Below are 14,584 nucleotides of genomic sequence, written 5' to 3' on the forward strand. Positions count from 1 at the left end.
ATGTTCTGGGCATAAACTATTGACGACCTATCTACCCTGCGACCCACAACCATGCAAAGCCAAGCTGCAGACAGCCTCACTCCGCCCGCCGTCAGCGCCACCTTCGCCAACGGCGTCGTCGACAGTTTGCCGATCGTCATCGGATACGTGCCGGTGGCGTTCGCTTTCGGCCTCAGCGCCGTCAAACTGGGCTTTTCCCCACTGGAAAGCATTTTCTTCTCCTGCATTATCTACGCCGGCGCCAGCCAGTTCGTGATCACCGCTCTGCTGAGCGCCGGCATGTCGCTGTGGGTCTCCGCGCTGACGGTAATGGCGATGGACGTGCGCCACCTGTTGTATGGCCCGGCGCTGCGTCACCGCATCGTCTCGCGCCTGTCGCCCGGCAAAACGGCGCTGTGGGCCTTTGGCCTGACCGATGAGGTGTTCGCCGCCGCCACCGCCAGACTGATGCGCAATAATCGCAGCTGGAGCGAAAACTGGATGCTGGGCATCGCGCTCTGTTCCTGGCTCTCCTGGGTAGCCGGCACCGCGCTCGGCGCGCTGTTCGGCAACGGCCCGCTGGAGCAGTTCCCGGTGATCGAGGCCTCGCTCGCCTTCATGCTGCCGGCGCTGTTTCTCAGTTTCCTGCTGGCCGCTTTCCGGCGCCCGCAGAGCCTGACCATCGCCGCCGCGCTGGCCGGCGCGCTGCTCGGCGTGGTGCTGTTCTCCATTCCGGTCGCCATTTTGGCCGGCATCGGCGCCGGCTGCGTCGCCGCCCTGTTCCAACCCCCGCACGCGGAGGCCTGCCATGAACACTGATGTGCTGGTGATCGGCCTGGTGGTGGGCTGCGCCAACTACCTGTTCCGTTATCTGCCGCTGCGGCTGGCGCCGGCGCGCGCTCAGCCCGGCATCAAACGCGGCAAAGCCGCCCTGCTGCTCGACAGCATCGGCATCGCCTCCATCTGCGCTCTGCTGGTGGTCTCCAGCACGCCGGTGGTGATGCGCGAACCGGACAAGCTGCTGCCGACGTTAGCGGGGTTCGCCGCGCTGGCACTGTGCTTCTACCGCAGTAAAAGCATCATTCTGTCGACGCTGCTCGGCGCGACGGCCTTTGGCGTCACATTAAAATTGTTAATGTTTTTCGGCCCTGGCTGACGCCGCCTCCGACCGTTTGGCTTCACACTGGCGTTTTCAGGCGTCACATCTTTACAAACACTGACAAATGACACGAATTGCTAAATTATCCGCACGGCTGAACATTTACATTATTTGTCACCGTCGTTACTATCTCGAACGAAATTAATGAGGCCCTAAATTATGGAAAGCTCGTTTGCCCCCATAGAACAAATGCTGAATTTCCGCGCCACGCGGCAGAAAGATTTCCCTTATCAGGAAATCCTGCTGACCCGTCTATGCATGCACATGCAAGGCAAGCTGCTGGAAAATCGCAATAAGATGCTGAAAGCGCAGGGGATTAACGAAACACTGTTTATGGCGCTGATTACCCTGGATGCGCAGGAAAGCCACAGCATCCAACCTTCTGAGCTAAGCTCTGCCCTGGGCTCCTCGCGCACCAATGCGACCCGCATCGCCGACGAGCTGGAGAAGCGCGGCTGGATCGAGCGCCGGGAAAGCGACAACGATCGCCGCTGCCTGCATCTGCATCTGACGCCGCAGGGGGAAGAATTTCTCAGTCAACTGCTGCCGCCGCAGCACCAATGTCTGCATTTCCTGTGGTCCACGCTGACCGACGATGAGCAAAAACAGCTGGAACAGCTGACGCGCAAATTGCTGGCACGTCTGGATCAAATGGAAATCACAGAACAGTTACCCTAATTCACAATTTCTGTTCAGGTACCTACTTATGCGATCCCCATTTCACTGGAGATTCACCCCGCTGTTCGCCGTGTTGCTGCTGGCCGGGTGTGCTTCTACCGATAATATTGCCCCGCAATCCACGCTGATGGATCCGCAGAGCCTGCAGTTGGCTCAGCCGAAAGTCAGTTCGCTGGCCGTCAGCCCGCAGTGGTGGCGCGCCCTCAAGGATCCGCAGCTGGACGCCTTGATGACGCAAACGCTGCAAAGTTCGCCGACCCTGCGTCAGGCCGCCGCCCGCGTGCGCGAAGCGCAGAGCGTGGTAGGCGAAGCCAACGCCGCCAACGGGCCGAACCTGGATCTGAACGCCAGCACCCAGCGTCAGCGCGTGCCGCAGAACGTCAATATGGGGCTGGGGTATCCGCATAAGCCGATCTATTCAAGCTCCAACTCGCTGGGGTTGAACCTGGCGTACGAGTTCGACTGGTGGGGTAAATACCGCAACCAGGTGAACGCCGCCAAGGCGCAAGTGAACGCAGCGCGCGCCGAGCAGGAACAGGCGGCGCTGACGCTGACCAGCTCGGTGGCGTCCGCCTACTACCAGCTGCAGAGCAATCTCGCGCTCGAGAAGCTGCTGCAGCAGGAAGTGAACAACAACGAGCGCCTGACCGCGCTGCGCCAACAGCGCTATCAGGCCGGCCTGACCGGCGTCGACGTGCCGCAACAAACCCAGGCGCAGTCCGACGTCGCCAAACAGCAGATTCTGCAGCTGCAGTCGCAAATCGAACAGCTCAGACACCAGCTCGCCGCGCTGGCAGGCCAGGGGCCGAACGCCATGCAGCACCTGCGTCAGGTGCCGCTGCCTGCAGACAACCTGATGGCGCCGCAGGGTGAACTGACGGCGGATCTGTTGGGCAAACGCCCGGACATCGCCGCGCAACGCCAGCTGGTGGAGTCTTACAGCCAGCGCGTCAGCGCCGCGCGTAAAGAGTTTTACCCCAGCCTGACCATTTCAGCCTTCGCCGGCCTGATGACCACCAATACCAGTGGCACCAGCCCGAATCTGTTTGAAGCGGCCAGCCAGGCCTGGAACGTGATGCCGGCGATCTCGCTGCCGATCTTCCACGCCGGGGCCCTGCGCAGCAAGCTGGGCGAGGAATCCGCGCTGTATGACGAAGCGGTGGAATCCTACAACCAAACCATCCTGAATGCGGTACAGGAAACCGCCGACGCCATCACCATCCAGCAGAGCTCTGCACAACAGCAGCTGCAGGCGGCGTCCGCGGCCCAGTCGATGCAACAGGTGTATCAGGTCGCCAACGCCCGTTACCAGGCAGGGATTATCGGGCGCGACGATCTGTTGACCAGCCAGACGCAGCTATTGCAGCAGCAACAGGCGGAGTTGAATGCCAGCAGCAATTTACTGCAGGCGAAGATAGGACTGATCCGCGCGTTGGGCGGTGGCTATCAGGCCCCGGCCGCAGCGGATTCGAAAGCATAATAATATAAGGCTTGGAGAACACCATGAGCGCAAGCGCGGAAACTCAAAACCCGCAGCAGCCGAGCGGCAAAAAGAAGCAGCGCAAATTTTGGCTGCTGTTGCTGACGGTTATTTTCATTGTTATAGGGGTGGCTTATTTAGTGTATTGGTTCCTGGTGTTGCGTCATCACCAGGAAACCGACGACGCCTACGTCTCCGGCAACCAGGTGCAGATCATGGCCCAGGTGTCCGGCAGCGTGAACAGCGTCAACTTCGACAACACCGACTACGTCAAGCAGGGCGACGTGCTGCTGACGCTCGATCCGACCGATGCCGAGCAGGCGTTTGAACGCGCCAAAACCGGCCTGGCCAACAGCGTGCGTCAGACCCACCAGCTGATCATCAACAGCAAGCAGTATCAGGCCAACATCGCCTTGCGCAAGACCGATCTGAGCAAGGCCGAGAACGATCTGAAACGTCGCGTGGTGCTGGGCAGCGTTGACGCCATCGGCCGCGAAGAGCTGCAACATGCTCGCGATGCGGTCGACAGCGCCAAAGCCGCGCTCGAAGTGGCAGTGCAGCAATACAATGCCAACCAGGCGATGGTGCTGAACACCCCGCTGGAACAGCAGCCGGCGATCCAGCAAGCCGCCGCGCAGATGCGCGACGCCTGGCTGGCGCTGCAGCGTACCAAAGTGATCAGTCCGATTACCGGCTATGTCTCGCGCCGCAGCGTGCAGGTCGGCGCGCAGATCGCCGCCGGTTCGCCGCTGATGGCGGTGGTGCCGGCCGATCACATCTGGGTTGACGCCAACTTCAAGGAAACGCAGATCGCCAATATGCGCATCGGCCAGCCGGCGACGGTGGTCAGCGACGTCTACGGCGACGACGTGGTGTATCAAGGCAAAGTGGTCGGTATCGACATGGGCACCGGCAGCGCCTTCTCGCTGCTGCCGGCCCAGAACGCCACCGGCAACTGGATCAAGGTGGTGCAACGTCTGCCGGTGCGTATTGAGCTCGACGCCAAGCAGGTGGCCGATCATCCGCTGCGCATCGGTCTTTCGACGCTGGTGACCGTCGATACCGCCAACCAGGACGGCCGCGTGCTGTCTGACGTGGTGCGCGACAAACCGCTGTATCAGAGCGACGCGCTGGCGTTGAATCTGGCGCCGGTTAACCAGCTGATCGCCGACGTGATCCATGCGAACGCCGGCTAAGCGCGCGGGAGGCCATCTTGCCACAGAAACCGCTTGAAGGCGCCCAGCTTGCCTGGATGACGGTCGCGCTCGCCATGGCGACCTTCATGCAGGTGCTGGACTCCACCATCGCCAACGTGGCGATCCCCACCATTTCCGGTAACCTCGGGTCTTCCAACTCGCAGGGCACCTGGGTGATCACCTCGTTCGGCGTGGCGAACGCCATCTCAATCCCGATCACCGGCTGGCTGGCGAAGCGCTTCGGCGAAGTGCGGCTGTTCCTTTGGTCCACCGCGCTGTTCGCCCTCGCCTCCTGGCTGTGCGGCATCTCCAACAGCCTTGGCATGCTGATCTTCTTCCGCGTGATCCAGGGCGTGGTGGCCGGGCCGCTGATCCCGCTGTCGCAGAGTTTGTTGTTGAACAACTATCCGCCCGCCAAGCGAGCGATGGCCCTGGCGCTTTGGTCGATGACCGTGATCGTCGCGCCGATCTTCGGGCCGATCCTCGGCGGCTACATCAGCGACAACTACCACTGGGGTTGGATCTTCTTCATCAACATCCCGATCGGCGTTTTCGTGATCGTGGCGGCGATGGCGACGTTGAAGGGGCGGGAAACCCAAACCGAGATCAAACCGATCGACACCGTCGGCCTGGTATTGCTGATCGTCGGCATCGGTTCGCTGCAGATCATGCTCGATCAGGGCAAGGAGCTGGACTGGTTCAACTCGACCGAGATCATCACCCTGACCGTCGTGGCCGTGGTCGCGCTGTTGTTCCTGGTGGTCTGGGAACTGACGGACGACCATCCGGTAGTGGATTTGTCGCTGTTCAAGTCGCGCAACTTCACCATCGGCTGTCTGTGCATCAGCCTGGCGTACATGCTGTACTTCGGCGCCATCGTTCTGCTGCCACAGCTGCTGCAAGAGGTGTACGGCTACACCGCCACCTGGGCGGGGCTGGCGTCGGCGCCGGTCGGGCTGATCCCGGTATTGCTGTCGCCGATCATCGGCAAGTTCGGCAACCGGCTCGACATGCGCCGGCTGGTGACCTTCAGCTTCATCATGTATGCCGTGTGCTTCTACTGGCGTGCCTATACGTTTGAACCGGGCATGGACTTCGGCGCTTCGGCCTGGCCGCAGTTCGTTCAAGGTTTCGCCATCGCCTGCTTCTTCATGCCGTTGACCACCATCACGCTGTCCGGCCTGCCGCCGGAACGCATGGCGGCGGCATCGAGCCTGTCGAACTTTACGCGAACCCTGGCGGGGTCGATCGGCACCTCGATCACCACCACCCTGTGGACGCAGCGCGAATCGCAGCATCACGCGCAGCTGACGGAGTTCGTCAACCCGTACAATCCGCAGTCGCAGGAGATGTACCGGCAGCTAGAGCAGCTCGGCATGAGCAAGCAACAGGCGTCGGCCTACATCGCCAACGAGATCACGGCACAGGGGCTGATCATCTCCGCCAACGAGATTTTCTGGCTGTCGGCCGGGGTATTCCTGGTGCTGCTGGCGCTGGTGTGGGTGGCGAAACCGCCGTTCAGCTCCGGCGGCGGCGGGGGCGGCGGCGCTCACTAAGCTTCAATAAACCAAACGGGCGCCCTGAGGCGCCCGTTTTTTATTCGACGTAATGAAAATCACGCCTGATTCTGACGCCACCAGTCCGCCAGCAGAATGCCGGTCGCCACGGAAACGTTCAGGCTTTCCACCTTGCCGGTGCCGCCGATAGACACGTTCATATCGCCCTGCTGCCAGGCGCTGTCGCTGAGGCCGTCACGCTCCTGGCCCAGCACCAGCACCATCTTGGCCGGCAGCTTGGCCTGCGCCAGCGCGGTGCCTTTGTGGCTGGAGGTGGTGACGATGGTGTAACCCGCCTTGCGGAAGGTATCCAGCACCGACAGGAAATCATCGGCGTTGATCGCCTTGATGTGCTCCGCGCCGCCTTCTGCGGTACGCACTGCCGCGCCGGATTCCAGCAACGCCGGATCCTGCAGCAGCACGCCGTTGACGCCGAAGTGGGCGCACGAACGGACGATGGCGCCCAGGTTATGCGGGTTGCCGACTTCTTCCAGCGCCAATACGCAGTCGGTCGCCGGCGCGGTTTTCAGGTAGGTCTGCGCATCCAGGCCCTGACGCTTTTTGATCAGGAAGCAGACGCCGCCGTGGTGCTCGGTGCCGGAAGCCTTGGCCAGCTCTTCCTCATCCACCACGTGGTAGGCTTTGCGGTTAGCCGCCATCCAGCGCAGCGCTTCACGAAAGCGCGGCGTGACCGACTGCACGAACCAGGCGCGCACGATCGCTTCCGGGCGGCTGGCGAACAGCGCCTGACAGGCGTTTTCACCGTAAACGCGGGTTTCTTCCGCGCGCTGGCGACGCAGCTGTTCCGGATCGATGAAGCTTTTGCCGCTGATGCCGCCGTGATCGAACGCCGGCTCTTCACTCGGCGCGCGCGACACGGTTCTCCACGGCGACTCGTTGCCGCCGCGATCTTCAGAGCGCGCCGGACGGCGAGGACGATCGCTTTCACTGCGGCGGGAGTCGGAACCGCGACGGTCGTTGCCGCCGCGCGCCTTGTCTTGACCGGTGCGGCCCGAGCGCGCGCCGTCAGCCGGACGGCCTTTGCCGGCCGGACGTTTATTCTTGTTGCGGTCGTCGCCGTTGTCGTCGTCGCTGCGGACGTACATCACTTTGACCTTACCGTTCTTGCCACTAAATGAATCGTTCATTGTCTTCTCCACCAACGCGCAGGGCGCGAAGATTACCTGATGTTGGTGCATGAAGCCACCAACTTGCGCTAAAAGCTCCCAACTATCACATCCATTGAACAAACCTCATTGTTCATGCGCCGGGTTTTGCCGATAATCGTCAGCATTAAAGAAACATCTCCGCAACCGCGTTGCGGAGACCCGGCTTTCTCAGTACCCGAGGTCAACATGAATACAGTTTGTGCAGCTTGCAATGCCACCAACCGTGTGCCGGAAGAACGTCTGGCGGACAACGCGAAATGCGGCCGCTGCGGCCATGAGCTCTTCGACGGTGAAGTGATCAACGCCACCGCCGCCACGCTGGACCAGTTGCTGCAGGACGATCTGCCGGTCGTGGTCGATTTTTGGGCGCCGTGGTGCGGCCCGTGCCGCAGCTTTGCGCCGATCTTTGAAGACGTGGCCGAAGAGCGCGCCGGCAAAGTGCGCTTCGTGAAAGTGAACACTGAAGCCGAGCCGGAACTGAGCGCCCGTTTCCGCATCCGCAGCATCCCGACCATCATGGTGTTCCGTCAGGGCAAGATGGTCGACATGCTCAACGGCGCGATGCCGAAGGCGCCGTTTGACAACTGGCTCAACGAGTTAGTGTGATTCGGCAAGTATAGGCCGTATCCCGCCATCGCGCGCGAACGCGCCCCGATCGAGCCCGCCCCTCCCGGCGGGCTTTTTTCTGCGTTACAATAGCGGTTTTTCCCCAGGATCGTTATGACCGACAACGCCGTACTTCGCCTGCGCCAATTCCGTTTAGACCGCGCCACCCGCCCTTTTCTGGCGCGCGGTTGCCGGGTGGCGCGTTGTCAGGGTTGCCTGCTGCCGCATAAAAACTGCCTGTGCGACACCATTCGCCCGCAGCAGGCCGGCAGCCGTTTCTGCCTGATCATGTTCGGCGCCGAGCCGCTCAAGCCCAGCAACACCGGCCGCCTGATCGCCGATATCCTGCCGGACACCCAGGCGTTCCTCTGGTCGCGTACCGAGGTCGATCCCGCCCTGCTGGCGGCCATCAACGATCCGACACGGCAGCCTTACGTGGTGTTCCCCGCATCCTACGCCGACGCCGAGCGGCCGGTGTTCAGCGAGCTGCCCGCCGGCGGCAAACCGCCGCTGTTCATCATGCTGGACGGCACCTGGGCGGAAGCGCGAAAAATGTTCCGTAAGAGCCCGTACCTCAATCAATTCCCGGTATTTTCCCTCAACGTCGACGCCGCATCAGATTATCAGCTGCGCGAAGCCAGCCGCGCCGAGCAACACTGCACGGCGGAAGTGGCCGCCGCCCTGCTGCAACAGGCGGGCGATATGCCGGCCGCCGACGGATTGAATCAGCATTTCCGCTATTTCCGTCAACAGTATCTGGCGGGAAAACCGACCCGACCGGAGGCACCGGTCACAGCAATGTAGCCATAAAGCGCCTAAAATCAGGCGTAACGTTGCCAAAAGGAGCCGTGCATGAGCCAGCGAGGGTTAGAAGCGCTACTACGTCCCAAATCGATCGCCGTGCTGGGCGCTTCGCAGCAGCCGGGCCGCGCCGGCAACCTGATGATGAGCAACCTGCTGGCCGGCGGTTTCGGCGGGCCCATCTTGCCGGTGACGCCGCGCTACAAGGCGGTATGCGGCGTCATGGCCTATCCCGACGTCGCCAGCCTGCCGCTGACGCCGGATCTGGCGATCATCTGCACCCACGCCAGCCGTAATCTGGCGCTGATTGAAGCGCTGGGCCAACGCGGCTGCAAAACCGCCATCGTGCTCTCTTCGCCGCCGGAACAGTTCGCCGAGCTCAAAGCCTGCGCGCAGCGTTACGCCATGCGGCTGCTGGGCCCCAACAGTCTGGGGCTACTGGCGCCGTGGCAAGGCATCAACGCCAGCTTCTCGCCGGTGCCGATCCAAAAGGGCAAGCTGGCGTTTATCTCGCAGTCCGCCGCCGTGGCCAACACCATTCTCGACTGGGCACAGCAGCGCGAAGTCGGCTTCTCCTATTTCATCGCGCTAGGCGACAGCCTGGATATCGACGTCGACGACCTGCTCGACTTTTTGGCGCGCGACAGCAAGACCAGCGCCATCCTGCTGTATCTGGAAAACATCAGCGATGCGCGGCGCTTTCTCTCCGCCTCGCGCAGCGCCTCGCGCAACAAGCCTATTCTGGTGATCAAAAGCGGCCGCAGCCAACAGGCGCAATTACTGCTCAACAGCCAGCTGGGGCTGGACGCCGCCTATGACGCCGCCATCCAGCGCGCCGGCCTGCTGCGCGTCCAGGATACCCATGAGTTGTTCTCGGCGGTGGAAACCCTCAGCCATATGCATCCGCTGCGCGGCGAACGGCTGATGATCGTCAGCAACGGGGCGGCGCCGGCGGCGATGGCCTTGGACGAACTGCTCGGCCGCAACGGTAAGCTGGCGACGCTGAGCGAGGAGAGCCTGGCGACGCTGAGCGACGCGCTGCCGGACTTCATTCGCGCCGGCAACCCGCTCGACCTGCGCGACGACGCCACGCCACAGCGTTACCTGGCGGCGCTCGAAGCGCTGCTCGACAGCCACGACTATGACGCGCTGCTGCTGATCCACGCGCCGAGCGCGGCTGCGCCCGGCACTGCCACGGCGCAGCGGCTGATCGACGCACTGCATCGCCATGCGAGGGGCAAGCGCATCACGCTGCTGACCAACTGGTGCGGCGAATACTCTTCGCAAGAGGCGCGCCGGCTGTTTACCGAAGCCGCCATTCCGACTTACCGCACGCCGGAAGGCGCGGTCACCGCCTTTATGCATATGGTGGAATACCGCCGCAACCAGAAGCAGCTGAAGGAGACGCCCGCGCTGCCGGTCGGCCTGACCGCCAATACCGCCGATGCCCACCGCCTGATTCATCAGGCGCTGGCCGAAGGCGCTACCCAGTTGGATACCCACGAGGTGCAATCCATTCTGCAGGCCTACGATCTGAGCACCCTGCCGACCTGGATCGCCGAAGACAGCGCCGAAGCGGTGCACATCGCCGAGCAGATCGGCTACCCGGTAGCGCTGAAGCTGCGTTCGCCGGATATCCCGCACAAATCGGAAGTTCAGGGCGTGATGCTCTACCTGCGCACCGCGACCGAAGTGCAGCGCGCGGCGGAGGCGATCCTCGACCGCGTGAAGCGCACCTACCCTCAGGCGCGCATCCACGGCCTGTTGGTGCAGAGCATGGCCAACCGCGCCGGCGCCCAGGAGCTGCGCATCGCCGTGGAGCAGGATGCCATTTTCGGCCCGTTGATCATGCTGGGTGAAGGCGGCGTAGAGTGGCGCCAGGAAAATCAGGTGGCGGTCGCGCTGCCGCCGCTGAATATGGCGCTGGCGCGTTATCTGGTGCTGCAGGCGGTGAAAGGCGGCAAGATCCGCGGGCGCAGCGCGCTGCGGCCTTTAGATATCCCCGGGCTGAGCCGCTTGCTGGTGCAGGTTTCCAACCTGATCCTTGACTGCCCGGAGATCGCCCGGCTGGATATTCACCCGGTGCTGGCTTCCGGCAGCGAGTTCACCCTGCTGGACGTTTCGATGCAGCTCGCGCCGTTCAGCGGCGATCCACAGGCGCGGCTGGCGATTCGGCCTTATCCGCATGAGCTGGAAGAGACCATCGCGCTGAAAGACGGCAGCCAATGCTTGTTCCGCCCTATCCTGCCGGAAGACGAGCCGGCGCTGAAGCATTTCATCGACCGGGTGACCAAGGAAGATCTCTATTATCGCTACTTCAGCGAGATCAACGAGTTTACCCATGACGATTTGGCCAACATGACGCAGATCGACTACGATCGGGAAATGGCCTTTGTGGCGGTGCGGGCAGACGAGATTATCGGCGTGACCCGCGCGCTGTCCGATCCGGACAACACCGATGCCGAGTTCGCCGTGTTGGTGCGTTCCGACCTGAAAGGCGTGGGGCTCGGCCGCCAGCTGCTGGAGAAAATGATCGCCTATGCGCGCGCGCATGGCCTGACCCGCCTGAGCGGCATCACCATGCCGAATAACCGCGGCATGATCGCGCTGGCGCAGCGGCTGGGCTTTGGCATCGAGGTGCAGCTTGAGGACGGCATCGTCAATCTGACGCTGCCGCTGCAGGCCGACGACGCGCAGTGACCTGCGTCGCAATGCGCTACGAATCCACCACTTAACGCCAAAACATACGCACAATCGAGGCAACTAATGGTATTATCGCCCGATTATTCGGTTTATTGTTTTTAAGTCTGTGGCGTTCCGGCCATCAATCATGAGAGAAGAAGCGCACTGTGATGTTGTCAAAATTTAAACGTAGCAAACATCAACAACACCTTGCACAACTGCCCAAACTCCCCCAGACGGTTGCTGATGTTCGTACTCTGTACGCGCCGTCCGACTTTCGCGCCACGCTGCTGGATTCCATCGCCAACGCCACCCAACGCATCTATCTGGTGGCTCTGTATCTGGAGCATGACGACGCCGGGCGTGAGATCCTCAACGCGCTGTATCAAGCCAAGCAGCGGCGGCCCGAGCTGGAAATCTGCGTGCTGGTCGACTGGCACCGCGCACAGCGCGGGCGCATCGGCGCTGCCGCCGCCAATACCAACGCCGACTGGTATTGCGCCATGGCCAGCCAGCACCCGGAACAGTCGGTGCCGATCTACGGCGTGCCGGTCAATACCCGTGAAGCGCTGGGCGTATTGCATCTGAAGGGCTTTGTGGTCGACGATACCGTGATCTACAGCGGCGCCAGCATCAACGACGTTTATCTGCATCAGCATGAGAAATACCGTTACGATCGCTACCAACTGATCACCAATGAGGTGTTGGCCGATACCCTGATCGATTACATCAAGCAGCATCTGCTGACCGCCGGCGCGGTGCAGCGCCTCGATCGCAGCGATCGGCCGAAAAGCCCGGAGATCAAAAACGAAACCCGTCTGTTCCGTTTCGCCCTGCGCCGCGCCGGTTATCACTTCCGCGGTAAGGCCGGCAACGATGAGCTGGCGGTGACACCGTTGGTTGGGCTGGGCAAACAAAGCGTGCTGAATAAAACCATTCATCACCTGATGTCGTGTGCCGACCAGAAACTGACGCTGTGCACCCCCTATTTCAACCTGCCGGCGCTGCTGGTGCGCAACATCATCTATCTGCTGCGCCAGGGCAAACAGGTAGAGATCATCGTCGGCGATAAGACCGCCAACGACTTCTATATTCCGGAAGATCAGCCGTTCAAAATCATCGGCGCACTGCCCTACCTGTACGAGATCAACCTGCGCCGCTTCCTGAGCCGGTTGCAGCGTTACATCGACACCGGCCAACTGATCGTGCGTTTGTGGAAGGATGGCGATAACAGCTATCACCTGAAAGGCATGTGGGTAGACGAAGAGTGGCAGCTGATTACCGGCAATAACCTCAACCCGCGCGCCTGGCGGCTGGATCTGGAAAACGCCATTCTGATCCACGATCCCAAGCAAGAGCTGCGCGAGCAACGGCAGAAAGAGCTGGAATGCATCCGTACTCATACCACTGTAGTCGGCCATTATCAGGAACTGCAAAGCATTCAGCAGTATCCGATCAAGGTCCGTAAGCTGATTCGGCGTCTGCGCCGTATCCGCATCGATCGGCTGATCAGCCGTATCCTGTAAGCGGTATGCTGACCCCGGCCAAGGCCGGGGTTTTTATTACAGCTGTATCTCCTTGCCTTTGCGATGCAACCGGAGCGAGACCAGCAGCGCCAGCAGGCACATGCCGGAGACATACCAGAAGAAAGCGTTCTCCACGCCAAACGATTTAAGCGACAGCGCGACATATTCCGCCGAGCCGCCGAACATGGCGTTCGCCACCGCATAAGACAAGCCCACCCCTAACGCACGAACCTCCGGCGGGAACATTTCGGCTTTAAGCAGCCCGCTGATCGCGGTGTAAAAACTGATGATGAACAGCGCCAGCACGATCAGGCCAAACGCCATATAAGGATTACTCACCTCTTTCAGAGCGAACAGGATCGGCACCGTCAACACCGTGGCGAAGGCCGAGAAGATCAACATCGAGCTGCGACGGCCGATTTTGTCCGAAAACGCGCCTACCGCAGGCTGCAGCAGCATAAAGACGAACAGCGCGACGGTCATGATGGCGCTGGCCAGCTTGGCGTCCATACCGGCGGTGTTCACCAGGTATTTTTGCATGTAGGTGGTAAAGGTGTAGAAGGTCAGCGAACCGGCGGCGGTAAAGCCCAACACCATCAGGAACGCCTTGCGATTTTTCCACAGCCCCGTCAGCGAACCGGCATCCTTGTGGTTACGCGTCTTCGCATCGGAAGTTTCATTCAGCGAACGGCGCAGGTACAGCGCGACTATCGCCAACACGGCCCCCAGGGCAAACGGAATGCGCCATCCCCAGGCTTTCAGCGCTTCGGCGGGCAATATCTGCTGCAGGATCACCAGGACCAGCAGCGCAAGCAGTTGCCCGCCGATCAAGGTGACGTACTGAAACGAGGCATAGAAACCGCGTCGCCCCTTGATCGCCACCTCACTCATATAGGTCGCGCTGGTGCCGTATTCTCCCCCTACCGACAGCCCCTGGAACAGGCGGGCGATCAGCAGCAACGCTGGCGCCCAGCTGCCGATCGATTCATACGTCGGCAGGCAGGCGATCACCAGCGATCCGGCGCACATCATACAGACCGAAAGCAGCATGGAATTTTTTCGACCATGCTTGTCGGCAATATAGCCGAATAACCAACCGCCAATCGGCCGCATAAAGAAGCCGGCGGCGAATACCCCGGCGGTTTGCAGCAGCTGCGTGGTGCTGTTGCCCGCCGGGAAGAACGAGGCGGCAAAGTAAATGGAACAGAAGGAGTAAACATAAAAATCAAACCACTCCACCAGATTGCCTGATGAAGCCCCGACGATAGCGAAAATGCGTTTCTTGTTATCCAGCGCCCCCTGTTCGACGCCGTGCTCATCCCCAAGAGCCGAGGTTGTTTCTGTCATGATGTATTCTCCAAGCCATAACAATGATGAAATTTGGCTTCCTGCCGCCCTGGTTGTTACTTTATTGTTATTTATAAGTTAACAGCCAAACTTAATAGCGGACGAAGAATATCTGACATTCAGAGAAACAATGCGTTGGTTTTGTGATGAATATTAAACAGTACGATGAAAGCTGAAGCGGATTACAACGGGGATATTCCATTTTACGCACAGCAAAAAGCCCTGAACGTCAGTTCAGGGCTTTCGGCTTTATTTGATGCCTGGCAGTTTATGGCGGTCGTCCTGCCCGCCCCCCTTCGGGCCGTTGCTTCGCAACGTTCAAATCCGCTCCCGGCGGATTTGTCCTACACAATTCGTCTCAGGATGCCCATGCTCGAGCAGAACGCCAGATAACAGACAAAACAA

General features: G+C 60.9%; 13 protein-coding genes. 11 read left to right on the plus strand and 2 right to left on the minus strand.

The features are described 5' to 3' along the window. The first annotated feature begins 51 nt into the window (after nt 1-51). The 6 genes from J9788_RS19650 (at nt 52) to emrB (ending at nt 6,048) form a co-directional block, all read left to right on the plus strand. Nucleotides 52-798, plus strand: a complete 747-nt coding sequence (locus tag J9788_RS19650) for an AzlC family ABC transporter permease (RefSeq protein WP_046897860.1) — start codon at nt 52-54, stop codon at nt 796-798. Then, entirely contained in the window at nt 788-1,135 is a 348-nt protein-coding gene (ygaH, locus tag J9788_RS19655; RefSeq protein ID WP_033644164.1) for an L-valine transporter subunit YgaH, read from the plus strand. The genes J9788_RS19650 and ygaH overlap by 11 nt, the downstream gene beginning before the upstream one ends. Nucleotides 1,136-1,297: 162 nt before the next feature. After that, nucleotides 1,298-1,816 carry a transcriptional repressor MprA gene (mprA, locus tag J9788_RS19660; protein WP_004928879.1) on the plus strand — a complete coding sequence of 173 codons (519 nt, stop codon included), beginning with the start codon at nt 1,298-1,300 and terminating at the stop codon, nt 1,814-1,816. A 28-nt stretch (nt 1,817-1,844) separates the two neighbouring features. Next, nucleotides 1,845-3,296 carry an efflux transporter outer membrane subunit gene (locus J9788_RS19665; RefSeq protein WP_033644165.1) on the plus strand — a complete coding sequence of 484 codons (1,452 nt, stop codon included), beginning with the start codon at nt 1,845-1,847 and terminating at the stop codon, nt 3,294-3,296. 23 nt (nt 3,297-3,319) lie between these two features. Then, nucleotides 3,320-4,492 carry a multidrug efflux MFS transporter periplasmic adaptor subunit EmrA gene (gene emrA, locus J9788_RS19670; RefSeq protein WP_182265587.1) on the plus strand — a complete coding sequence of 391 codons (1,173 nt, stop codon included), beginning with the start codon at nt 3,320-3,322 and terminating at the stop codon, nt 4,490-4,492. A 17-nt stretch (nt 4,493-4,509) separates the two neighbouring features. Then, nucleotides 4,510-6,048 (plus strand): multidrug efflux MFS transporter permease subunit EmrB, encoded by a 1,539-nt coding sequence (emrB, locus tag J9788_RS19675; RefSeq protein ID WP_182265588.1) that lies wholly within the window; start codon nt 4,510-4,512, stop codon nt 6,046-6,048. Between the two features lie 59 nt (nt 6,049-6,107). Here emrB and J9788_RS19680 read toward each other — a convergent pair whose 3' ends face one another. Beyond that, a complete protein-coding gene (locus J9788_RS19680) occupies nt 6,108-7,196 on the minus strand; it encodes a tRNA/rRNA methyltransferase (protein ID WP_182265589.1) in 1,089 nt (362 codons plus the stop codon). A gap of 207 nt (nt 7,197-7,403) precedes the next feature. Between J9788_RS19680 and trxC the strand changes: the two genes are divergently transcribed. From trxC to pssA, 4 genes are all read left to right on the plus strand, one after another. Next, nucleotides 7,404-7,823, plus strand: a complete 420-nt coding sequence (gene trxC, locus J9788_RS19685; protein WP_004928868.1) for a thioredoxin TrxC — start codon at nt 7,404-7,406, stop codon at nt 7,821-7,823. Between the two features lie 114 nt (nt 7,824-7,937). Beyond that, a complete protein-coding gene (locus J9788_RS19690) occupies nt 7,938-8,627 on the plus strand; it encodes a tRNA-uridine aminocarboxypropyltransferase (RefSeq protein WP_046897862.1) in 690 nt (229 codons plus the stop codon). A gap of 48 nt (nt 8,628-8,675) precedes the next feature. Next, nucleotides 8,676-11,324 (plus strand): bifunctional acetate--CoA ligase family protein/GNAT family N-acetyltransferase, encoded by a 2,649-nt coding sequence (locus J9788_RS19695; RefSeq protein WP_033644169.1) that lies wholly within the window; start codon nt 8,676-8,678, stop codon nt 11,322-11,324. Between the two features lie 152 nt (nt 11,325-11,476). Then, entirely contained in the window at nt 11,477-12,832 is a 1,356-nt protein-coding gene (gene pssA, locus J9788_RS19700; RefSeq protein ID WP_046897863.1) for a CDP-diacylglycerol--serine O-phosphatidyltransferase, read from the plus strand. A 36-nt stretch (nt 12,833-12,868) separates the two neighbouring features. Here pssA and J9788_RS19705 read toward each other — a convergent pair whose 3' ends face one another. Beyond that, nucleotides 12,869-14,179, minus strand: coding sequence for an MFS family transporter (locus J9788_RS19705; RefSeq protein WP_046897864.1), 1,311 nt, complete (start codon nt 14,177-14,179; stop codon nt 12,869-12,871). A 165-nt stretch (nt 14,180-14,344) separates the two neighbouring features. On the opposite strand from J9788_RS19705, the gene J9788_RS19710 reads away from it, so the two are divergent. Continuing rightward, nucleotides 14,345-14,572, plus strand: a complete 228-nt coding sequence (locus tag J9788_RS19710; RefSeq protein WP_209333063.1) for a hypothetical protein — start codon at nt 14,345-14,347, stop codon at nt 14,570-14,572. Nucleotides 14,573-14,584 lie beyond the last annotated feature (12 nt).

This window comes from Serratia sp. X10 (assembly GCF_017811775.1).
Taxonomy (GTDB): Bacteria; Pseudomonadota; Gammaproteobacteria; order Enterobacterales; family Enterobacteriaceae; genus Serratia; species Serratia ureilytica.

What these genes read in the sequence shown, in the direction of transcription:
- J9788_RS19665 (WP_033644165.1), top strand. Translation starts at nt 1,845, where the DNA reads ATGCGATCCCCATTTCACTGGAGATTCACCCCGCTGTTCGCCGTGTTG.
- J9788_RS19705 (WP_046897864.1), bottom strand. Translation starts at nt 14,179, where the DNA reads ATGACAGAAACAACCTCGGCTCTTGGGGATGAGCACGGCGTCGAACAG.
- ygaH (WP_033644164.1), top strand. Translation starts at nt 788, where the DNA reads ATGAACACTGATGTGCTGGTGATCGGCCTGGTGGTGGGCTGCGCCAAC.
- J9788_RS19710 (WP_209333063.1), top strand. Translation starts at nt 14,345, where the DNA reads ATGAAAGCTGAAGCGGATTACAACGGGGATATTCCATTTTACGCACAG.
- J9788_RS19650 (WP_046897860.1), top strand. Translation starts at nt 52, where the DNA reads ATGCAAAGCCAAGCTGCAGACAGCCTCACTCCGCCCGCCGTCAGCGCC.
- J9788_RS19680 (WP_182265589.1), bottom strand. Translation starts at nt 7,196, where the DNA reads ATGAACGATTCATTTAGTGGCAAGAACGGTAAGGTCAAAGTGATGTAC.
- J9788_RS19690 (WP_046897862.1), top strand. Translation starts at nt 7,938, where the DNA reads ATGACCGACAACGCCGTACTTCGCCTGCGCCAATTCCGTTTAGACCGC.
- emrA (WP_182265587.1), top strand. Translation starts at nt 3,320, where the DNA reads ATGAGCGCAAGCGCGGAAACTCAAAACCCGCAGCAGCCGAGCGGCAAA.
- mprA (WP_004928879.1), top strand. Translation starts at nt 1,298, where the DNA reads ATGGAAAGCTCGTTTGCCCCCATAGAACAAATGCTGAATTTCCGCGCC.
- trxC (WP_004928868.1), top strand. Translation starts at nt 7,404, where the DNA reads ATGAATACAGTTTGTGCAGCTTGCAATGCCACCAACCGTGTGCCGGAA.
- pssA (WP_046897863.1), top strand. Translation starts at nt 11,477, where the DNA reads ATGTTGTCAAAATTTAAACGTAGCAAACATCAACAACACCTTGCACAA.
- J9788_RS19695 (WP_033644169.1), top strand. Translation starts at nt 8,676, where the DNA reads ATGAGCCAGCGAGGGTTAGAAGCGCTACTACGTCCCAAATCGATCGCC.